Source organism: Streptomyces sp. CB01201, from assembly GCF_002803085.1.
Taxonomy (GTDB): domain Bacteria; phylum Actinomycetota; class Actinomycetes; order Streptomycetales; family Streptomycetaceae; genus Streptomyces; species Streptomyces hundungensis.
In genome coordinates, this window is sequence record NZ_NNBJ01000008.1 from 278771 (window position 1) to 298277 (window position 19507).

Below are 19507 nucleotides of genomic sequence, written 5' to 3' on the forward strand. Positions count from 1 at the left end.
TGTCCGGCACACCGCGGGGTCCGGCGTTCCCGCCCGCGGGGTGGACAGGAACGCCGGCTCGCGGTCAGGGGGCCGGCAGCTCGACCAGCTCGGCGATGGCGGCCCGGTGTTCACCGGCCGAACCGAGTGCGATCTGGGCCGACTTGGCCCGCTTCAGATAGAGATGGGCCGGGTGCTCCCACGTCATCCCGATGCCACCGTGCAGCTGCACGCACTCCTCGGCGGCGTGCACCGCGACCCGGGCGCAGTACGCCTGGGCGACCGCTGCCGCGAGCGGCGTCTCGGGGCTGCCGGTCGCGAGCGCGTCGGCGGCGTTGCGGGCCGCGGCCCGCGCCGAGACGACTTCCAGCCAGAGCTGCGCCATTCGGTGCTTGAGCGCCTGGAAGGAGCCGACCGGCCGGTTGAACTGCTTGCGCTCACGGGTGTACGCCACCGTCTCGGTCAGACACCACTCGGCGACCCCGAGCTGCTCGGAGGCCAGCAGCCCGGCCCCGGCGAGCAGCCCCCGGCGCACCGCGGCGAGCGTGGCGTCCGGCCCGGCGAGCAGGGCGCCGGGCAGGCCGTCGAGGGTGACGGCGGCGAGCGGGCGGGTCAGGTCGAGCGGGGTGAGGGGGACGATCGCGGCCTCGGCCGCGTCGACGGCGTACAGCCCCGCGCCCGTCGGTACGAGCAGCACATCGGCGGTGGCCGCGTCCGCGACCGCGGAGACGGTCCCGGTCAGCGTCCCGGGCAGCCGTACCCCGTGCGGGCCCGCCGAGAACGGCACGACGAGGGCGGCGGTCCGGTGCCCGGACGCCAACTCCCGCACCAGGGACGTTACTTCACCCTTCCCGTCACCCAGCGCGAGGAGGGTCTCGGTGGCGATGACGGCGCTGGTGAGGAACGGGACCGGGGCCACCGAGCGGCCGATCTCCTCCAGGACCACGGCGGCCTCGCGGTGCGAGGCGCCCTGCCCGCCGAGTTTCTCGGGCACGAGCAGCCCGGCGAGCTCCATGCCCGCGCCGAGCGCACGCCACAACTCCGGGTCGCAGGGCGTGTCCGACTCGGCACGCGCCAGGGCTGCCGGGGTGTCGGTGCGGTCGGTGAGCAGGGAGCGCACGGCCGCCCTGAGGTCGTCCTCGGCCTCGGAGTACAGCAGGTCCGGGGTGGCTTGTTCGGCGGTCATCGGGCCAGGTCCTTCCAGGCGACGTCCTTGTCGTTGCGCGGCTCGGCGGGCAGGCCCAGGACGCGTTCGGCGACGATGTTGAGGAGCACTTCGCTCGTGCCGCCCTCGATGGAGTTGCCCTTCGAGCGCAGGTAGCGGTACCCGGCGTCACGGCCGGTGAAGTCGACGAGTTCGGGCCGACGCATGGTCCAGTCCGAGTACAACAGGCCTTCCTGGCCCAGGAGTTCGACCTCCAGACCGCTGATCTCCTGGTTGAGCCGGGCGAAGGCCAGCTTCATGCCGGACCCCTCGGGCCCGGGCTGGCCCGCGACGAGCTGCTGGCGCAGACGTTCGCCGGTGAGCCGGGCGACCTCGGCCTCCACCCACAGGGCGAGCAGCCGCTGGTGCAGATCGTGGGTGCGCAGTTCGGGCCGCTCCCGCCAGGCGCGGGCGACCGGGCCGATCATGCCGCCCTCGCGCGGGATGCGCATGCCGCCGATGGAGACCCGCTCATTCATCAGGGTGGTCTGGGCGACCTTCCAGCCCGCGCCGACCTCGCCGAGCCGGTGGGCGTCGGGGATGCGCACCCCGGTGAGGAACACCTCGTTGAACTCGGCCTCACCGGTGATCTGCCGCAGCGGCCTGACCTCGACGCCGGGGTCGGTCATGTCGCAGATGAAGTAGCTGATGCCCTGGTGCTTGGGCAGGGCGGGGTCGGTGCGGGCGATGAGGATGGCCCAGCGGGCGAGATGGGCGCTGGAGGTCCACACCTTCTGCCCGTCGACCACCCAGTCGTCCCCGTCGCGCACCGCGCGGGTGCCGAGCGCGGCGAGGTCGGAGCCCGCGCCGGGCTCGCTGAACAGCTGGCACCAGACCTCCTCGCCCACCCACAGGGGCCGCAGGAAACGCCGCTTCTGCTCCTCGGTGCCGTACTTGAGGACGGTCGGTGCGGCCATGCCGAGGCCGATGCCGATCCGGCGGGGGTCGTTGTCGGGCGCCCCGGCGGCGGCGAGTTCGGCGTCCACGACGGCCTGGAGCGAGCGCGGCACATCGAGGCCGCCGAGGCCCGCCGGATAGTGCACCCAGGCGAGCCCGGCGTCGAAGCGGGCCTTGAGGAAGTCAAGGGGTTCCGTCGTGGCGGGCGGGTACTCGGCGAGCAACTCCCGTGTACGCGTGCGCAGTTCGGCGGCGTCGGTCATCGGGTGGCTCCGTCCGGGAGGACGACCACACGGCCGGTGGTCGTGCCGTCGGCGACGCGCTGCACGGCGGCCGCGGCGTCCTTGAGCGGGACCCGCTCGCTGATGAGCGGCTTGATCGCGCCCTCGGCGGCGAGCCGGGTGAGCTGCTCGTGGCAGCGCGCGATCGAGGCCGGGTCCTTCTGCGCGTACAGGCCCCAGTGCAGTCCGACGATCGAGTAGTTCTTCACCAGGGCGTGGTTGAGCGCGGGCGCCGGAACGGATCCGCTCGCGAAGCCGACGATCACGATCCGCCCCTCGAAGGCGACGCACTTCGCGGACTTGGCGTAGGCGTCACCGCCGACCGGGTCGTAGATGACATCGGCGCCCCGCCCGCCGGTGGCCTCCTTCACGGCGGCCACGATGTCGTCGGTGCGCCGGTCGATGACCAGGTCGCAGCCCAACTCTCTTGCCACCGCGGCCTTTTGCTGTCCACCGACGACACCGATGACGCGGGCACCGGCGGCCTTGCCGAGCTGGACCGCCGCGCTGCCCACTCCCCCGGCGGCGGCGTGCACCAGCAGTGTCTCGCCTTCCTGGAGGTGCGCCCTGCGGTGCAGTCCGAAGAAACCGGTCTGATAGCCGATGTGCAGGGCTGCGGCCTCGGCGTCGTCGAGCGCCTCGGGCGCGGGCAGCAGGGCCGCCTCGTCGGCGACGACGTACTCGGCCAGGCCGCCGTGCGGCAGCGCGGGGTTGGCGATCACCCGGCGGCCGTCCTCGGTCTCGCCGCAGATCTCCACGCCGGGAGTGAACGGCAGCGGCGGCCTGATCTGGTACTGGCCCCGGCAGAGCAGCGCGTCCGGGAAGTTGATGTTGGCGGCCCGCACCCTCAGCAGCAGCCGGCCCGGGCCCGGCTCGGGCCGGTCGACCTCGTCGAGCCGCATCACCTCGCCCGGCTCGCCGTTCTCGTGCACTCGCCATGCCTGCATTCGGGGCCTCCACACGCCGGGCGCGATACGGCTGCGTACCGCTGAGTACGTTCGCACCGCTGAGTACGTTCCACTGCTCTCGGCATACTAAGCGGTCGCTTGCCGCCGACGAAAGGGCTCGCCCGATCCGGCCCGGCCCGGGCGCGACACCGAATCCCTCGGACGCGGCCATGGTGGTTTGCGATGGCAGCCGGTACAGATACGCCATGGATGCCGCCGCACCACCGCCACGGCCCCCGCACCCCGGGCTCCCCGCGCCTCCCCCGCTCGGCGCGTGCGCGCTGCCGCCCGGTACCTACGACGGCAGTGTCGTCCTGGTCACCGGGGGCGGGTCGGGGCTCGGCAAGGCGCTGGCCGCCGAGTTCGCGCGGCTCGGCGCCGACCTCGTCATCGTGAGCCGCTCGGCGGACCGGCTGAAGGCCGCGCAGGAAGAGCTGGCCGGGCTCGGCGGGCAGGTCGTGACCGCGGTGTGCGACATCAGGGAGCCGGAGCGGATCGCCGAGGTCTTCGACGCGGCCGAGTCCGCGCTGGGGCCGCCGTCCGTCCTGGTCAACAACGCGGCCGCCAACTTCCCTTCGCCCGCGGAGGACTTGTCGCCGAACGCCTGGCGCGCGGTCCTCGACATCACGCTGAGCGGCACGTGGTTCATGACCCGCGAGTTCGGCCGTCGGCATCTGGCGGCCGGTACGCCCGGCTCGGTGATCAACATCGGCGCCTCCTACGCCTGGACCGGCGGACCCGGCCATGCGCACTCCGCGGCGGCCAAGGCCGGCGTGCGCAACCTCGTCGAGACCCTGGCCGTGGAGTGGGGCCCGTACGGCATCCAGGTCAACGGTCTGGTGCCCGGCCTGATGCCGCACCCGGATCTGCCCGAGTCGATCCGACGGGGTCTCGACCGGGCCGCCGACGAGGGCGAACTGGCCCTGCGGCAGCCAGCGTTGAGGGTCGGGCTGCCACGCGAACTCGGCTGGGCGGCCACCTTCCTCGCCTCCCCCTACGCCCGTTTCATCAGCGGTCACACCCTGGTGGTGGACGGGGCGAACTGGCAGCGGCGCGCCCTGGTGACGCCGCCGGTGCTCAGCGTCCGCGAGCAGCTCGGCCGCGGGCCGTTCGGGGAGTGACCCGGCCGCCGCTCACTTCCCCTCGAAGGCCGCAGGCCGCCGCCCGGCCTTGGCGGAGTAGCCCTCGCGGGCGTCCTCGGAGGTGAGCGTGAGGGCCGCCGCCAGCGCCGTACGGTCCAGAGCCTCGGCCAGGCCCGCGTCGGCGAAGGCGTCGATGCTCCGCTTGACGGCGCGGACCGCGAGGGGTGCGTTGCCCGCGATCTCCCCCGCGATCTCCATGGCGGTCGCCTCCAACTCACCTCCGTTCAACACCTGTTGGACTATTCCGATGCGTTCGGCGGTGGAGGCGTCGATGCGACGGCCGGTCAGCGCGAGGAGTTTGGCCCAGCCGGCGCCCGCGTCGCGGGCGATGCGCAGATCGCCGCCCGCGTCGACGGCCACCCCGATGCCGGTCTCCGGAAGGGCGAACACGGCGTCGTCGGCGGCGATCCGGATGTCGGCCATCAGAGCCAGCTCGAAGCCGAAGCCGAGGCAGTAGCCCTGGACCGCGGCGACGACGGGCTGGGGAAGGCGTGCGAAGGCCGCGAAGCGCTCATGGACCCAGCGGATGCCCTCGTAGTAGCGATGGGTGCGTTCGGCCGGCGAGCGTCCGGTGATCGCTCCGCCCGGGGCGGTGACGTCGATCCCGGCGCAGAAGGCGCGGCCCTCGGCACGGAGCAGCACGACCCTGATCGACTCGTCGAAGCGGATCCGGTCGGCGAGCAGCCCCAGTTGCCGACTGGCCTCCCAGCTCCATCCGTTCAGCTTGTCGGGCCGGCACAGGGTGAGGACGCCGATCCCCGTATCCGTGACATCGAGCCGGATCCGCTCCTCGCCCTCGGCGACCCGCCGGTCCAGGGTGTCGATCAACGCTCTGCCCCTTCCCTATGCTGACCAGCCGTCAGGTCCGTCGAGACTAGACGCTGTCCGCCGGATCGACCAGATACGGTCCGACCGCCTTCAACCCAGCGCCGACGGGGGCCCCTTGCGGTGATCGACGATCCCGGCCGCCGTACGGCCTCCGTGCAGAATGGAGCACCGCCGCCGTGAACAGCGCCCCCTCCCGCGTCCCCGATCTGTCGGACCGCCCGTACCGCCTCGTCGTCGAGCGCGAGATGCGGGCGGATCCGCACGCCATCTACCGTGCGTGGACGGAGCGGTTCGACCTCTGGTTCGCGGCTCCCGGATCGGTCGCGATGACGCCCCGCGTCAACATGCCGTTCTTCTTCGAGACTGAATACGCGCCGGAGCCCGGCATGCCCACGATTCGCGCCCCGCACTACGGCCGGTTCCTGCGCCTGGAATCCGACCGGCTGGTCGAACTCACCTGGGTAACCGGCCGCGGAGGCACGGCGGGGGCGGAGACGGTGGTCACCGTCGAGCTCACACCGCGCGCCGCGGGGACGCTCCTGAGGCTCACTCAGGCGGGGTTCTACGACGAGACCGCCCGCGCGGCCACCGAAGCGGCCTGGAGAGACCTGGTACTACCGCATCAGGACGAGATCCTCGCCGGCCCGGCGGACACCGACTGAGGGACCTTTATGTGCCACACGCCCCTGACGCGGTGCCGTCCGGCGGGACGGGTGAGGCTCGGGCCCGGGTTTGGGCAAGCCCTTGCTCTTCGTTGGGCGCGTGTTCACCGGTTGACTCCACCGCCCCACACCGAACGAGGCCAGACTGACTGGCAGGTCCACGTCACTGGTCTCAACCGACAGCTCTGGAAGGGGCGTTCATGGCCGAGTTGACACGACGCAGACTGCTTGGATCGGCGGCCGGGGCGATCGGTGGTGCGGCGGCCCTCAGTCTGCTGCCGCCCAGCGTCCAGAAGGCCGTCGCCGCGGGGCCGCCCCGCGGCGGCTCACTGCGGGACATCAAGCACGTCGTCATGCTGATGCAGGAGAACCGTTCGTTCGACCACTACTTCGGCACGCTCTCGGGTGTGCGGGGGTTCAGCGATCCCCATGCCCTCAAACTGCCCAACGGGCGTTCGGTGTTCTACCAGCCCGACTCGGTGAACCCGCGCGGCTATCTGCTGCCGTTCCACCTGGACACGCGCAGCACGAGCGCGCAGGCCATCCCGTCCACGAGCCACGCCTGGTCGGTCCAGCACCAGGCCTGGAACGGCGGCAAGATGGACCAGTGGCTGCCCGCCCACCGCAAGGCGGACGGCGCCAACGGGCCCTATGTCATGGGCTATTACACCCGTGAGGACATCCCGTTCCAGTTCGCGCTCGCGGAGACCTTCACGATCTGCGACAACTACTACAGCTCGGTCTTCGGCCCCACCTGGCCCAACCGGCTGTACTGGATGACGGGCAGCATCGACCCCGGCGGCACCAAGGGCGGCCCGGTGCTCAACAACACCGCGCCCAAGCCGTACCGCTGGACGACGTACGCCGAGCGGCTCCAGGCCGCCGGGATCAGCTGGAAGGTCTACCAGCAGGACGACGACTACGGCTGCAACCTCCTTGAGCAGTTCCAGAGCTTCCGCGACGCCAAGCCGGGGTCCGCCCTGTACGAGCGCGGGGTGCGCCCGCAGCCCGTGGGCACCTTCGAGGACGATGCCGCTGCCGACCGGCTTCCGGCGGTCTCCTGGATCATGCCGACGAGCTACCAGTCGGAGCACCCGGACTATCTGCCGGCCGCCGGGGCCGACTTCGTGGCCCAGAAGATCGAGGCGATCGCGTCCAACCCGAAGGTGTGGGCGAAGACCGCGTTCATCCTCAACTACGACGAGAACGACGGCCTGTTCGACCATGTGGCCCCGCCGACTCCGAAGGCGGGCACCGCGGACGAGTTCGTCGGCGGGCTGCCCATCGGCGGCGGATTCCGGGTCCCGGCGATCATCGTGTCGCCGTGGACCGTGGGCGGCTGGGTGGCGAGCGAGGCCTTCGACCACACGTCCGCGCTGCGGTTCCTCGAACACTTCACCGGCGTCAAGGAGCCCAACATCAGCCAGTGGCGGCGCCGCACCTTCGGCGACCTGACGTCGGCGTTCCGGTTCAACAGCGGGCAGCCCAGGCCTCCTAGGCTGCCGGACGACACGGCGGAGCAACTGGCCGAGGCCAAGCGTGAGGTGGCGACGCTGCCGAAGCCGAAGCTGCCCGGTGCCGACCAGTCCTTCCCCAAGCAGGAACGCGGCCACCGGCCGCACGTGTAGCTCTCTCTGCGGGCGGAACCTCCAGCGCCTCCTGGGGGCTCCGCCCCCAGACCCCCGTGCGCGCCTGAAGGGCGCTCGTCCTCAAACGCCGGACGGGCTGAAACACCCGATGCGGGCCGACGCCAGTGCCGCCCAGGGGCGCGGGGAACTGTGCGAGAAGCGACCACCGTCCGCGGGTGGGAGCAGAGTCCGCACTCAGGACGTCGGGCTCGGCGACGGGGTCGGGGATCCCGAACGGCGTTGCGGGAGAAGAGCCTTGCAGACCTGGAGGGCCGACGCCGACTTGGGGTCCGCCGTGTTGAGGCCGCGCAGGCCGCCACCTCCCGCACCCGGCGACGCCGAGGGCAGAACGACCCCGTGATCCTTGAGGCAACTGGTGAACGCCTTCATCGCGGTGCTGTTCGCGCCGCTCCCGCCCCGCCCGTTGAACTGCGGCCGCTCGCTCGCACAGGCCTGTACGGCCTGGCGCTGGGCCGGGTCCGCCGAGGCCCCGCCGCCGAAGCCGCCGAACCCGCCGCCGCCCCCGCCAGGGCGCCGGCCCGCCCCCGTGGGCCGCCCGCTGCCGCTCGGGCGCGGCGCCATCGTGACGCCGTGCTGGGCCAGGCACTGGCGGTAGGCATCCATGCCCTTGGCGGTGGCGGACGCGGACGCCGTGGGCTTCGCCTGGGCGCTGCTGCTCGCGCCCGAGGACGAGCAGGCCGCGAGCAGCAGGCCGCACGCCGCGACGGCGGCGGCGGACACCGCGGCCCGTGCCGCGACGGCGGCGCGCGCGGTGGCGGGCCTGCGCTTGGTCCAGGTCATGTCCGGTGTCTCCTCGGTACGTTGGGCGGGCGAAGGCCTCGCTGATGTGTACGCCGTCGGCGACCCATGACTGAACCGCACGAGGGTGGGCGCCTCCGGGGGAAGGGCTGGGAGTTCCCTGGGCGCCGGGGTCCACTTGGGGCCCTCGGGGCGCGCGGGGTGGTGCGATACGTACCGTCACGTCCGCCATGCGAAGTTTCACCCGCATACGCGTTCCCAGGGAACTCCCAGAAAGCTCCCAGGGGTTCCAAAGTGCGGGCGGCCAGGATCCGCCGTCATGAAGGTGCTCCCACGACGGCGCAGAGCCGTCCTGATCAACTCGGTGCTCGGTGTGGCCGTCCTGGCCGGTGCGGGCGGCGCCTACGCCGCGGTGACCAGCCATGACAGCACGCCCGCGCGGACCGGTGAGAAGACCGTCACGGTCACCAAGGGCACGGTCCTCGCCACCGTGTCCGGCTCCGGGGCACTGGCCTCGCCGAGCGACGCGGGGGTGAACTTCACCACCGGCGGCAAGCTCACCGAGGTCGACGTCAAGCCGGGCGACAAGGTCTCCCGGGGCCAGGTCCTCGGCAAGGTCGACGCGACCGCGGCCAGGGAGACTCTGGCTCAGGACGAGGCGACCCTGACGGCCGCGCAGGCCAACCTCACCAAAGCGCAGGAGGGACAGGCCAGTTCGAGCACGACGAGCGGTTCCGCCGGCGGCTCCTCGACGCGCGGCGGCACCAACGCCGCGCCCGCCCCCGCCGCGACCCCGACGGTCGACCCCGCGCAGCTCGCCCAGGCCGAGGCCCAGCTCACCCAGGCGCAGAACGCGGTGGACGCCGCCCAGCGCGCGGTGGACGGCACCACCCTGACCGCCCCGGTCGCCGGGACGGTCGCGTCCGTGTCGGCGAAGACGGGCGACACCGTCAGCGGCACCGGCGGCAACGGCACGAGCGGAGGCAGCGGGGGTTCGGGAGGCGGCTCCAACTCGGCTTCCAGCAGCACGAGTTCGGCCTCCTCCTCAAGTTTGTCCGGGTTCGTGGTGCTCACCAACCCGTCCGGCATGCAGGTCACCGCCAACTTCTCCGAGGCCGACGCGCTCAAGGTGAAGCCCGGGCAGGCGGCGACCGTCACCCTCAACGCCGAGTCCGACAAGGTCCTCAACGCCAAGGTCGTTTCGGTGAGTTCACTGCCCGTGAGCAGCGGCTCGGGGTCGGGCGGAGGCGGGGGCGGCAACAGCGGCTCCGGGAGCGCGGTGCAGTACGCGGCCACCCTCGCCATCACCAGCCCCACCACCGATCTGCGCACCGGCCTGAGCGCGAGCATCCAGGTCGTCACGGGCGAGGCCTCAGGCGCCCTTTCGGTGCCGACCGGCGCGGTGACCGGCACCGGCGCCAACCGGACGGTGACCGTGGTCAAGGCGGACGGCACCACGGAGCGCACCCCGGTCACGGTGGGCCTGGAGGGCGACAGCTCCGACCAGATTCTCAGTGGGCTCAGCGAGGGCGAGAAGGTCCAGTTGGCCAGTGTCTCCGCGACCGGCCAGGGCGGGTTCCCGAGCGGCGCCTTCCCCGGCGGCTTCGGCGGCGGCGCCGCCGGACGCACCCGCGGGGGTGCCACGGGCGGCGGCGCTCGCGTCGGCGGCGGCGGGGGTGGCCGCGGATGACGCCGCTCCGGTGGTCGCGCAGGACCGCCGCACTGCCCGAATCCGCGCCCGAGAAGGGGCCCTGGGCCCCGGCGCCGGTGATCGAGGTGCGCTCGCTGATCAAGACCTACGGCCACGGCGACGCCGCCGTGCACGCGCTCAGCGGGCCCGTGGACCCGGTGAGCGGTGCGGCCCTCGGGGTCGAACTGGTCGTCCAGCAGGGCGACTTCGTGGCCGTGATGGGGAGTTCGGGCTCCGGCAAGTCGACCCTGATGAACATCCTGGGCTGCCTCGACGTGCCGACCTCGGGGCGGTACCTGCTCGACGGCATCCATGTCGGCGGCCTCGACGAACGCCAGCTTTCGCTGGTGCGCAACCGCAAGATCGGCTTCGTGTTCCAGTCGTTCAACCTGGTGCCGCGCACCCCGGCCCTCGCCCAGGTGGAACTGCCGCTGGCGTACGCGGGGGTCAAGCCGGCCGAGCGGCGCCGGCGGGCCGAGGCCGCACTGACCCTGGTGGGCCTCGCCGACCGGATGGACCACCGGCCCAACGAGCTCTCCGGCGGCCAGCAGCAGCGCGTGGCCGTGGCCCGTGCCCTGGTCACCGCGCCCGCGATGCTGCTCGCGGACGAGCCCACCGGAAACCTCGACAGCCACAGCACCGAGGAGGTGCTCGCGGTCGTGGACCGGCTGAACGCGGCGGGCCGCACCGTCGTCCTGATCACCCACGAGGACGAGGTGGCCCGGCACGCCAAGCGGGTGGTCCGCCTGGTCGACGGAAGGATCGTCGACGATGTGCGCCAGGCCCCCGTGGACGGACCGCCGCCCGCGATGCGCGACGACGCGTCCCTGGTCGGAGGCGGCCGGTGAGCCTGTTCCAGACGCTGCGCTTCGCCTTCGGCGGCCTCGCGGCGAACAAGGTGCGCTCGGCCCTCACGATGCTCGGGGTGCTGATCGGCGTGGCCGCGGTCATCGTGCTCCTGGCCGTGGGCAACGGCTCCTCGCAGGCCGTGAAGGACTCGATCGAGAAGCTCGGCACCAACGCGCTCACGGTGTCCTCGGGCGGCGGCTTCGGCGGCTCGCGCTCGGCGACCGCCACCAAGCCGCTGACCGTGGACGACGCCCGCGCGCTCGCCGACCCGGCGTCCGCCCCGCACATCGAGTCGGTCGCCCCGGAGACCACCACCTCGCAGACCGCCCTGTACCAGGGCACCTCGCACACGGTCAGCCAGGTCGTCGGCACCTACCCGGCGTACTTCAAGGCGTCCAACAGCAAGGTCACCAAGGGCGACTACTTCAGCGACGACGACGTACTCGGCGCGCGCAAGGTGGCCGTGATCGGCTCGACCACGGCCACCGATGTGTTCGGCACCGCGGACCCGGTCGGCAGGAAGATGACGCTCGGGGGCACGCCGTTCACGGTGGTCGGGGTGCTCGCCACCAAGGGCGGCACCGGGTTCCAGGACCCGGACGACGTCGTGGTCGCACCGCTGCCGACCGTGCAGAACGCCTTCACCGGGTTCGGTTCGCTCGGCCAGATCCTCGTCGAGGCCAAGTCGGCCGACGCCACCACACAGGCGCAGGACGAGATCACCACGGTGCTGATGGGGCGGCACGGCATCAAGGACCCGACCGCGCTCGACTTCCGGGTCAGCAGTCAGGCCTCCCTGCTCACCACCCAGGCGGACACCAACAAGACGTTCACGGTGCTGCTGGGCGCGGTGGCGGCGATCTCGCTGCTCGTCGGCGGGATCGGCATCACCAACATCATGCTGGTGACGGTGACCGAGCGGACCCGGGAGATCGGCATCCGCAAGGCGATCGGAGCGCCGCGCGGTGTCATCCTCGGGCAGTTCCTCGCCGAGTCGACCCTGCTCTCGCTGATCGGCGGCGGGCTGGGCGTCGCGGCGGGTCTGATCGGCTCGCACTTCACGATCGTCGGCATCAAGCCGGTGATCATCCCCGAATCGGTCGTCGGAGCCTTCGCGATCGCGGTGGCCATCGGGCTGTTCTTCGGCGGCTATCCCGCCAACCGGGCCGCGAGCCTGCGGCCCATCGAAGCGCTGCGGCACGAATGAACCCCATGTACGGACAGGGAGAGGACATGTTCGGCAACGCCGAGATCTTGGAGAACGCCGGCCCCGCGCGCGCCGGCGATCCGGAGGACATCCTCGCCGAGCCACCGGACGCCCGGGACATCTCGGCCGAGCTCAACGCGCCACCGAGGCCTCAACTGCCATGGCTGACAATGCTGTTGTCCGGTGGTCTGGTGGCGGGCCTGGCGTTCACCGGGGGCGCGCTGGTGGAGAAGAACCAGAACCAGGGGTCGTCCTCGGCACAGCGCACCCCGGCCACGGCAGCCCGAGGCGGCACCGCGGGGAGCGCCCAGCGCCAGGGCTTCGGCGCCGGGCAAGGCGGCCAGAGCGGCCAGAGCGGCCAACGCCAGGGTGCCGGTGCGGGCCCGGGCGCGGCGGGTGGACTGACCATCGGTACGGTGAAGCTCGTCGACGGCAGCACCATCTACGTCACCGACACCCAGGGCAACGTCGTCAAGGTCACCACGGCCGGCAGCACCCAGGTCACCGAGGCCAGGAGCGGCAAGGTGTCCGATCTGCAACCGGGCCAGACGGTGACCGTGCGCGGCAGCCAGAACGCCTCCGGGGACGTCGCGGCGACCACCGTCACCCAGGGCGGCGCGAGCGGTTTCGGCGGGGGCCGGGGCTGACCGCACCCCCACCGCCCACGCCGGTACAAGGAGGAACCCGATGGCCCCGACGGACGCGGCCGTGCCCGAGGCGAGCCTGCTCGTCGTCGACGACGAGCCCAACATCCGGGAGCTGCTCTCGGCTTCGCTGCGCTTCGTCGGCTTCAAGGTCGTCTCGGCGGCCACCGGGGCCGACGCGCTGGCGGCCGTCGCCAAGGAACGTCCCGACCTGGTGGTGCTCGATGTGATGCTGCCCGACATGACGGGCTTCGCCGTGGTGCGCAGGCTCCGCGAGGAGCCAGGCGCGGGACCGGGCCCGGACCATCTGCCGGTGCTCTTCCTCACCGCGAAGGACGGCGTCGACGACAAGATCAGCGGACTGACGGCGGGCGGCGACGACTACGTCACCAAGCCGTTCAGCCTGGAGGAGCTGATCGCCCGCATCCGTGCGATCCTGCGCCGCACCGGCGGCCCGAGCGGCGAGGGCCGTCTGGTGGCGGGCGACCTGGAACTCGACCCGGTGGGCCACCAGGTGCTGCGTGGCGGGCGGCCGGTCTCGCTCTCCCCCACCGAGTTCAAGCTGCTCGCCTATCTGATGGCCAACGCCGACCGGGTCGTGTCCAAGCCGCAGATCCTCGACCACGTGTGGGCGTACGACTTCGGCGGGGACCTCAGCATCGTCGAGTCGTACATCTCGTACGTGCGCCGCAAGGTGGACTCGGGTGCGGACGGGGCGCCCAAGCTCATCCACACCGTGCGCGGCATCGGCTATGTGCTGCGCCGGCCGCAGTCCTGAGGTGTCCGGCCGATGCTGAGGTACCTCCGGGCGCGGCTGGGCCGGCTGCCGCGCCGCTTCGCCGCGCTGTCGCTGCGCTCGCGGCTCGTGCTGCTCTCCATGGCCCTGGTGGCGCTCGGGCTCACGGTCAGCGACACCGTCGTGCTCAGCTCCGTGCGCGGCCAGTTGGTGCAGCGGGTGGACCAGCAGCTGAACCGGTTCGGGGACTCGGTGGCCCACCGGGTCGGTGTCGAGGGCACCCCCGCGTCAAGGGGCGGCCGGACGGGGGGCGGCCGGGCCTGGCTGCCCAGTCAGTACGTCCTCGCGTTCGCCGCCGACGACGGGAAGGTCACCGAGCAGTTCCGCCAGCCGGTCGCGGCGGCCGACCCGCGACCCACCTGGCCCGTGATGGACGCGGCGGCGCTCCGGGCCCACCTCGGCAAGCCTTTCGAGGTGCCCAGCGATCACGGGGGCGGCAGCTGGCGGATGCTGATCGTGCCGGTGGACAGCGGCGACCCGGCGCTGCCCGCCGGGGTGATCGTGGCGGCGCCGCTTGAGGAGGTCTCCTCCACGGTCGACCATCTGGCCACGGCCTTCCAGCTCATCGGGGTCGTCGTCGCGCTGCTCCTCGGGGTGGCGGGCTGGTTCGCGGTACGGGCCGGCCTCCGTCCGTTGCGCCGCATCGAGGCGACGGCGGCGGAGATCGCGGCCGGCCGGCCGCTCTCGCACCGGATGCCGGACGCCTCTCCGCACACCGAGGCCGGGCGGCTCACCAGCGCGCTCAACGGGATGCTCGCCCAGCTCGAATCGGCGTTCGCGGCGCGCGCCGAGTCGGAGGGGCAGATGCGCCGCTTCGTCGCGGACGCCAGCCACGAGCTGCGCACCCCGCTGGCCGGGATCCGCGGCTTCGCCGAGCTGTACCGGATGGGCGCGCTCCCCGACGAGGCGGATGTGAAGCGCACCATGGCCCGCATCGAGAGCGAGGCGGTACGGCTCGGCGGCCTGGTCGAGGATCTGCTCACCCTGGTCCGCATGGACGAGCAGCGCCCGCTCCAGCTCGCCCCGATGGATCTGCGCACCCTCGCGGTGGACGCCCTGCACGACACCCGGGCCCTGGATCCGACCCGCGAGGTCACCCTGACCGGGCCCGGCGGGGCGGGCGGGCCCGGTCCCGCCCCGGTGCTCGGCGACGAGGCGCGGCTGCGCCAGGTGGTCGCGAACCTCGTCGGCAACGCCGTCGCGCACACGCCGTCGGGAACCGCGGTACGGATCGGAGTGGGCGCGACCGGGGGCCACTGCCTCATCGAGGTCGCCGACACGGGCCCGGGTCTGGCGCCCGAGCAGGCGGCCCGCGTCTTCGAGCGCTTCTACCGTGTGGACGCCTCGCGCAGCCGGCAGACCGGGGGCGGCGCGGGCCTGGGCCTCGCCATCGCCTCGGCCCTGGTGCAGGCCCATCACGGGCAGGTGGAGCTGGTGACCGCGCCCGGCGAGGGCGCGGTGTTCCGGGTAGTGCTGCCCACCGTGGCCTGAACGGGCGGCCGGACGAGGAGGCGGGGGGGACCGGCACCGGCCCACTCCCCCGGACCGGTCCGAGTGCGGGCGGGGCCAAGGACTCCTAGCGTGGGTTCATGATCCGGTTCGAGCAGGTCAGCAAGGTCTACCCGGACGGCACGCGTGCCGTCGACGACCTGTCCTTCGAGGTCGCGGAGGGCGAACTGGTCACCCTGGTCGGACCGTCCGGCTGCGGCAAGACGACCACGATGATGATGGTGAACCGGCTCATCGAGCCCACCTCGGGCCGCATCCTGGTCGACGGGGAGGACATCGCCACGCTGGACCCGGTGAAGCTGCGCCGCCGGATCGGCTACGTCATCCAGCAGGTCGGCCTCTTCCCGCACCGCACGATCCTCGACAACACCGCGACGGTCCCGGCGCTGGTCGGCTGGAAGCGGGCGAAGGCCCGGGCACGGGCGGCCGAGCTGCTCGACCTGGTGGGGCTCGACCCGTCGACGTACGGGACGCGCTACCCCGCCCAGCTCTCGGGCGGCCAGCGCCAACGGGTGGGCGTGGCAAGGGCGTTGGCGGCGGACCCGCCGGTGCTTCTGATGGACGAGCCGTTCGGTGCGGTCGACCCGGTGGTGCGCGAGCGCCTCCAGAACGAGTTCCTGAGCCTTCAGGCGACCGTGCGCAAGACGGTCCTGCTGGTCACCCATGACATCGAGGAGGCCGTCCGGATGGGTGACCGCATGGCGGTGTACGGCTCGGGGCGCATCGAGCAGTTCGACACTCCGGCGTCGGTCCTGGGCGCGCCCGCCACCGCCTATGTGGCCCAATTCGTGGGCGCGGACCGGGGGTTGAAGCGCCTGTCGGTCACGACGGTGGAGCCGGACGACCTGGAGCAGCCGCCGGTCGTGCGGCTCGACGAGCCCGCGGCGGTGGCCGCCGCCCGGCTGCGCGGCGAGGACGCGCGCTGGGCGGTGGTGCTCAACGAGGGCGGCGAACTGCACGGCTGGGTCGCCACCGACGAGCTGTCCCTGGCGGGGGCGGGTTCGGTGGCGGACCTGGCCCGGCGCATGGAGGCGTGGGTGCCGGTCGGGGCGCCGCTCAAGCAGGCGTTCAGCGAGATGCTCCAGTACGACGCGGGCTGGGTCGCCGTGGTGGACGGCGCCCGTTTCCTCGGCGTCCTGACCCCCGCGAAGCTGCACGAGGCGCTGCGCCGCTCGGTGGACGCGGACGCGCTGGGCGTGGAGCGGACCGAGGTCGACTTCGACTCGATCGCGGACGCGTGAGCGCCGTACCACGCCGCCGACGCCAACTCGCCTCAGCATGAGCAAAGTTGGGCCCGCCCGCCCCTTACGTTCCACGGGACGCGTGGTTACCATCCGGTAGCCCTCGTACGGGGCATTCCCGCACCCCACCCCCGCTGGAGCCGCCATGCGCCTCGCACCCGCCGCCGCCGCGCTCGCTCTGCTCGCCGGCACGATCGCCCTCGCCCCCACGGCCACCGCCGCCCAGCCGGCCCCGGCGGCCGCCGCTCCCGTCCCCGTCGTCTTCGTGCACGGCCGCAATGCCGATCCCGGTGTCTGGGGCACCATGAAGGACCGCTTCCAGCAGGCCGGCTACCCCGCGGGCGACCTCTTCGCGTGGGGCTACGACTCCAGCCGCTCGACCAACGAGGTTTTGGCCGGCCAGTTCGCCGCGTACGTCGACTCCGTGCGCGCCCAGACCGGCTCCGCGCAGGTCGACATCGTCGCGCACAGCCAGGGCAGCCTGCCCACCCGCTGGTACGTGAAGTTCGGCGGCGGCACCAACGTGGTGCGGCACTGGGTGTCCCTCGGCGGGCCCAACCACGGGACGAACCTGGCCTGGGCCTGTGCGATCTGGGACCAGGGCTGCCGGGACATGACTCCGAACTCGTACGTGGAGAGCCATCTTGCGAGCGGCAGCGAGACCCCCGGCCCGACGAAGTACGCCACGTTCTGGTCGGACTGCGACGAGTTCATCCTGCCCAACAGCAGTGTCCCGCTGTCCGGCGCGGTCAACACCGACGCCGGCTGCCTCGCCCACAACGATCTCCTGACCGACGCGCCCACCGCTCAGGGAGTACTCAACTTCCTGAAGCGGTAGGCCGGTTGGACGCGGCGTCAGATCAGGTGCTTGGACTTGAGGTAGTTCTTCGCCACGTCCTCGGGCAGCCGGCGCCAGCTGTCGACCTGTTCGTTGAGGGAGGCGAGGTCGGCCGTGGTGAGCACCGTGTTGAGCCGGCCGAGCGCTCCCGTCACGCCCGCGCTGCCGGCCCGTGAGCGGTTGACCACCGGCACGATGTAGTCCGCGTTCTGGAGGTGCTTGTCGTCGGCGAGCAGCACCAGGCCGAACTGTCCGAGCGTGGCGTCCGTCGTGGTGGTCAGGACCATCTGGTCCTGACCGCTCTGGACGGCCTGCTTCGCCGGGGTGGTGCCGACGCCCTTGGGGTCGACGGCCGTCACATCGATCCCGTACACCCTTTTCAACCCCGGTTCGCAATAAGGGCGTTGAACGCATTCGTCGCCCGCCGCGAGCCGGACCGGAAGCCTGGCCGCACCCAGGTCGCTCAGCGTCTTCAGCCGGTGTTCGCGCGCGTAGGACTCGGCGACGGCGAACGCGTTCTGGTCCACCGCCCTGCCCGGGTCCAGGACGGTCAGACCGCGCGGGGTGGCCAGGGCGCGCAGGGCCGTCATCGTGCGGTTCAGGTCGGGCGAGCCGACGGGCTTGGCGTCGGCGCCGTGCGCCTTGGCGTTGAGCCAGTCCGCGAAGGTGGCCGCGTACTCCGCCACGACGTCGATCTGGCCGCTCTCCAGGGCGGGTTCGTAGATCTCCCGGTTGGTGACCGAGAGGATCTTCGTGTGGTAGCCGGCCCTGTCGAGCAGCTGCGCGTACATCTGGGCGAGCAGGTCGCTCTCGGTGAATCCGGCGGAGCCGATCGTCAGGTGCTTGTTGTCGCCGGGCGGCGCGGTGACCGCGCCCTGCTTCTCCAGGCTCGGCCCGGTGGTGCAGGCGGTGAGCACCGTCAGCGCGAGGGCGGCGAGCAGCAGGCGCGGCCTCATCCGAAACCGCCCTTCGCCCACTGCGGCGCGAAGCGCTGGACCAGTTCGAAGACGCCTTCCACGACGAGCGCGAAGGCCGCCACCAGGACGGCCCCGGCGACGACTTGGGGCGTCGAGGCGAGGTTGAACCCGGCGGTGATGATCCGGCCGAGCCCGCCGCCGCCCGCCAGGGCCGCGAGCGTGGCGGTCGCGACCAGCTGGACGGCGGCGATGCGCACCCCGGTGAGGATCAGCGGCAGGGCGAGCGGGAGCTCGACGCGGAACAGGAGCTGGCGCCCGGTCATGCCCATGCCCCGGGCCGCGCGCACCACGTCCCGGTCTACCTCGCGCATGCCGACATAGGCGTTGGTCAGCAGCGGGGGCACGGCGAAGAGGATCAGCGCGATGATGGTCGGCCACTCGCCGTACTTGCCGATCGGGGTCAGCAGGAGCAGGACGAGGACGGCGAAGGTGGGCACCGCGCGGCCGACGTTGGAGATGTTGACGGCGAGGGTGCCGCCCTTGCCGAGGTGGCCGAGGACGAGTGCGACGGGCAATGCGATGAGGCAGCTCAGCAAGAGGCACAGGGCGGTGAGCCACAGGTGCTGGCCGAGCCGGTTCCAGATCCCGTTCTCGCCCGACCAGTGGGCCGCCGAGGTGAGCCACGACCAGGTGTCGGAGAGCGTGTTCATGAGGCCACCGCCCGCGTCCAGGGGGTCAGCAGGCGCTGGATGCCGAGCAGCAGCAGGTCCGCGGCGACGGCGATCACCACGCACAGTACGGAGGCGGTGAGCACCTGGGCCTTGAAGTAGGTGTTCATCCCGGCGTAGATCAGATTGCCGAGTCCGCCGTACCCGACGATCGCGCCGACCGTCACCAGGGAGACCGCGGAGACCGTGGCGATCCGCAGACCGGCCATGGCGGCCGGGACCGCGAGGGGGAGTTCGACCGCCAGGAGCAGACGCACCGGCCCGTACCCCATGCCGCGGGCAGCCTGCCGGGTGTCCTCCGGTACGGCCCGCAGCCCGGCCAGGATGTTCCGCACGAGCAGGGTCAGCGAGTACAGGACAAGACCGGCGATGACGATCGACGCGGAGAGCCCGTACACCGGCAGGAGCAGCGAGAACATGGCGAGCGAGGGAATCGTGTAGAGGATCGTCGTGACGCCGAGCACCGGAGCCGCCGCCCAGCGCCAGCGGCGGGCGGCGACGGCCAGCGGTACGGCGATGACCAGTCCGATCGCCACGGAGACCGCGGTGAGCTGGAGGTGCTGGACGACCGCGTCCCACAGGATCTGGCTACGGCTCGACAGATAGGCGCCGCAGATCCACTCATTGCGCGCGAGGCAGTCGTCGGGGGGCGCGGTCACCCGTTCATTGGAGCCCGCCGCCCCGCCCGGCCGCGCGTCCTGGTGGGCTGTTCGGGGGCAGACGTTGGGACAGCGGGGCGTCAAGGGGGCCCGGCAACGTCG

At 72.3% G+C, this 19507-nt stretch carries 19 protein-coding genes; 11 read left to right on the plus strand and 8 right to left on the minus strand.

Annotated features, from left to right (window positions below; genetic code table 11):
- Positions 1 to 64: 64 nt before the first annotated feature.
- From CG740_RS18810 to CG740_RS18820, 3 genes are read right to left on the minus strand one after another with little or no spacing between them, the layout of a single operon-like run.
- The gene (locus CG740_RS18810; RefSeq protein ID WP_100576312.1) at positions 65 to 1165 is read right to left on the minus strand and encodes an acyl-CoA dehydrogenase family protein; all 1101 of its coding nucleotides are present in this window, start codon (positions 1163 to 1165) and stop codon (positions 65 to 67) included.
- Positions 1162 to 2343: an acyl-CoA dehydrogenase family protein gene (locus CG740_RS18815; protein ID WP_100576313.1), complete on the minus strand. Its 1182-nt coding sequence runs from the start codon at positions 2341 to 2343 to the stop codon at positions 1162 to 1164. Before CG740_RS18815 ends, CG740_RS18810 begins: the two co-directional genes overlap by 4 nt.
- Positions 2340 to 3308, minus strand: coding sequence for an NADPH:quinone oxidoreductase family protein (locus CG740_RS18820; protein ID WP_100576314.1), 969 nt, complete (start codon positions 3306 to 3308; stop codon positions 2340 to 2342). The genes CG740_RS18815 and CG740_RS18820 overlap by 4 nt, the downstream gene beginning before the upstream one ends.
- 206 nt (positions 3309 to 3514) lie before the next feature.
- Here CG740_RS18820 and CG740_RS18825 point away from each other — a divergent pair, with 206 nt between their 5' ends.
- Positions 3515 to 4429 (plus strand): SDR family oxidoreductase, encoded by a 915-nt coding sequence (locus CG740_RS18825; RefSeq protein ID WP_100576315.1) that lies wholly within the window; start codon positions 3515 to 3517, stop codon positions 4427 to 4429.
- 12 nt (positions 4430 to 4441) lie between these two features.
- Here the strand turns inward: CG740_RS18825 and CG740_RS18830 are convergent, their stop codons facing one another.
- Positions 4442 to 5278 carry an enoyl-CoA hydratase/isomerase family protein gene (locus CG740_RS18830; protein ID WP_100576316.1) on the minus strand — a complete coding sequence of 279 codons (837 nt, stop codon included), beginning with the start codon at positions 5276 to 5278 and terminating at the stop codon, positions 4442 to 4444.
- A gap of 176 nt (positions 5279 to 5454) precedes the next feature.
- On the opposite strand from CG740_RS18830, the gene CG740_RS18835 reads away from it, so the two are divergent.
- Both CG740_RS18835 and CG740_RS18840 read left to right on the plus strand, forming a co-directional pair.
- Positions 5455 to 5940, plus strand: a complete 486-nt coding sequence (locus tag CG740_RS18835; RefSeq protein ID WP_234376355.1) for an SRPBCC family protein — start codon at positions 5455 to 5457, stop codon at positions 5938 to 5940.
- A gap of 200 nt (positions 5941 to 6140) precedes the next feature.
- Positions 6141 to 7568, plus strand: coding sequence for an alkaline phosphatase family protein (locus tag CG740_RS18840; protein WP_100576317.1), 1428 nt, complete (start codon positions 6141 to 6143; stop codon positions 7566 to 7568).
- A gap of 195 nt (positions 7569 to 7763) precedes the next feature.
- Here the strand turns inward: CG740_RS18840 and CG740_RS18845 are convergent, their stop codons facing one another.
- Entirely contained in the window at positions 7764 to 8369 is a 606-nt protein-coding gene (locus CG740_RS18845) for a hypothetical protein (protein WP_100576318.1), read from the minus strand.
- 277 nt (positions 8370 to 8646) lie between these two features.
- Here CG740_RS18845 and CG740_RS18850 point away from each other — a divergent pair, with 277 nt between their 5' ends.
- The 8 genes from CG740_RS18850 to CG740_RS18885 all read left to right on the plus strand — a co-directional run bounded on the left by CG740_RS18850 (position 8647) and on the right by CG740_RS18885 (position 17101).
- Complete coding sequence (locus CG740_RS18850) at positions 8647 to 10017, plus strand: efflux RND transporter periplasmic adaptor subunit (protein WP_100576319.1); 1371 nt, start codon at positions 8647 to 8649, stop codon at positions 10015 to 10017.
- Positions 10014 to 10865 carry an ABC transporter ATP-binding protein gene (locus tag CG740_RS18855; protein WP_100576320.1) on the plus strand — a complete coding sequence of 284 codons (852 nt, stop codon included), beginning with the start codon at positions 10014 to 10016 and terminating at the stop codon, positions 10863 to 10865. Before CG740_RS18850 ends, CG740_RS18855 begins: the two co-directional genes overlap by 4 nt.
- Positions 10862 to 12073, plus strand: coding sequence for an ABC transporter permease (locus tag CG740_RS18860; RefSeq protein WP_100576321.1), 1212 nt, complete (start codon positions 10862 to 10864; stop codon positions 12071 to 12073). The genes CG740_RS18855 and CG740_RS18860 overlap by 4 nt, the downstream gene beginning before the upstream one ends.
- Before the next feature lie 26 nt (positions 12074 to 12099).
- A complete protein-coding gene (locus CG740_RS18865; RefSeq protein ID WP_159030332.1) occupies positions 12100 to 12720 on the plus strand; it encodes a DUF5666 domain-containing protein in 621 nt (206 codons plus the stop codon).
- Between the two features lie 40 nt (positions 12721 to 12760).
- Positions 12761 to 13495 carry a response regulator transcription factor gene (locus tag CG740_RS18870; RefSeq protein WP_100576323.1) on the plus strand — a complete coding sequence of 245 codons (735 nt, stop codon included), beginning with the start codon at positions 12761 to 12763 and terminating at the stop codon, positions 13493 to 13495.
- Positions 13496 to 13507: 12 nt separating this feature from the next.
- On the plus strand, positions 13508 to 15004 hold the full coding sequence (locus tag CG740_RS18875) for a sensor histidine kinase (protein ID WP_100576324.1): 1497 nt from the start codon (positions 13508 to 13510) through the stop codon (positions 15002 to 15004).
- Positions 15005 to 15102: 98 nt separating this feature from the next.
- Complete coding sequence (locus CG740_RS18880) at positions 15103 to 16263, plus strand: betaine/proline/choline family ABC transporter ATP-binding protein (protein WP_100576325.1); 1161 nt, start codon at positions 15103 to 15105, stop codon at positions 16261 to 16263.
- A gap of 145 nt (positions 16264 to 16408) precedes the next feature.
- Complete coding sequence (locus tag CG740_RS18885; RefSeq protein ID WP_100576326.1) at positions 16409 to 17101, plus strand: esterase/lipase family protein; 693 nt, start codon at positions 16409 to 16411, stop codon at positions 17099 to 17101.
- A 17-nt stretch (positions 17102 to 17118) separates the two neighbouring features.
- On the opposite strand, the gene CG740_RS18890 is transcribed toward CG740_RS18885, so the two are convergent.
- Genes CG740_RS18890 through CG740_RS18900 form a run of 3 tightly spaced genes read right to left on the minus strand, consistent with a single transcriptional unit; the run spans position 17119 to position 19405 of the window.
- Positions 17119 to 18057: an ABC transporter substrate-binding protein gene (locus CG740_RS18890; protein ID WP_100576327.1), complete on the minus strand. Its 939-nt coding sequence runs from the start codon at positions 18055 to 18057 to the stop codon at positions 17119 to 17121.
- Complete coding sequence (locus tag CG740_RS18895; protein WP_100576328.1) at positions 18054 to 18728, minus strand: ABC transporter permease; 675 nt, start codon at positions 18726 to 18728, stop codon at positions 18054 to 18056. Before CG740_RS18895 ends, CG740_RS18890 begins: the two co-directional genes overlap by 4 nt.
- The gene (locus CG740_RS18900) at positions 18725 to 19405 is read right to left on the minus strand and encodes an ABC transporter permease (RefSeq protein ID WP_100576329.1); all 681 of its coding nucleotides are present in this window, start codon (positions 19403 to 19405) and stop codon (positions 18725 to 18727) included. The genes CG740_RS18895 and CG740_RS18900 overlap by 4 nt, the downstream gene beginning before the upstream one ends.
- Positions 19406 to 19507: the final 102 nt, after the last annotated feature.

Bases quoted from the DNA above. Each gene is read 5' to 3' on its own strand.
- CG740_RS18855 (WP_100576320.1), top strand. From the start codon at position 10,014: ATGACGCCGCTCCGGTGGTCGCGCAGGACCGCCGCACTGCCCGAATCC.
- CG740_RS18810 (WP_100576312.1), bottom strand. From the start codon at position 1,165: ATGACCGCCGAACAAGCCACCCCGGACCTGCTGTACTCCGAGGCCGAG.
- CG740_RS18870 (WP_100576323.1), top strand. From the start codon at position 12,761: ATGGCCCCGACGGACGCGGCCGTGCCCGAGGCGAGCCTGCTCGTCGTC.
- CG740_RS18825 (WP_100576315.1), top strand. From the start codon at position 3,515: ATGGATGCCGCCGCACCACCGCCACGGCCCCCGCACCCCGGGCTCCCC.
- CG740_RS18840 (WP_100576317.1), top strand. From the start codon at position 6,141: ATGGCCGAGTTGACACGACGCAGACTGCTTGGATCGGCGGCCGGGGCG.
- CG740_RS18895 (WP_100576328.1), bottom strand. From the start codon at position 18,728: ATGAACACGCTCTCCGACACCTGGTCGTGGCTCACCTCGGCGGCCCAC.
- CG740_RS18850 (WP_100576319.1), top strand. From the start codon at position 8,647: ATGAAGGTGCTCCCACGACGGCGCAGAGCCGTCCTGATCAACTCGGTG.
- CG740_RS18880 (WP_100576325.1), top strand. From the start codon at position 15,103: ATGATCCGGTTCGAGCAGGTCAGCAAGGTCTACCCGGACGGCACGCGT.
- CG740_RS18820 (WP_100576314.1), bottom strand. From the start codon at position 3,308: ATGCAGGCATGGCGAGTGCACGAGAACGGCGAGCCGGGCGAGGTGATG.
- CG740_RS18845 (WP_100576318.1), bottom strand. From the start codon at position 8,369: ATGACCTGGACCAAGCGCAGGCCCGCCACCGCGCGCGCCGCCGTCGCG.
- CG740_RS18885 (WP_100576326.1), top strand. From the start codon at position 16,409: ATGCGCCTCGCACCCGCCGCCGCCGCGCTCGCTCTGCTCGCCGGCACG.
- CG740_RS18865 (WP_159030332.1), top strand. From the start codon at position 12,100: ATGTTCGGCAACGCCGAGATCTTGGAGAACGCCGGCCCCGCGCGCGCC.
- CG740_RS18875 (WP_100576324.1), top strand. From the start codon at position 13,508: ATGCTGAGGTACCTCCGGGCGCGGCTGGGCCGGCTGCCGCGCCGCTTC.
- CG740_RS18890 (WP_100576327.1), bottom strand. From the start codon at position 18,057: ATGAGGCCGCGCCTGCTGCTCGCCGCCCTCGCGCTGACGGTGCTCACC.
- CG740_RS18815 (WP_100576313.1), bottom strand. From the start codon at position 2,343: ATGACCGACGCCGCCGAACTGCGCACGCGTACACGGGAGTTGCTCGCC.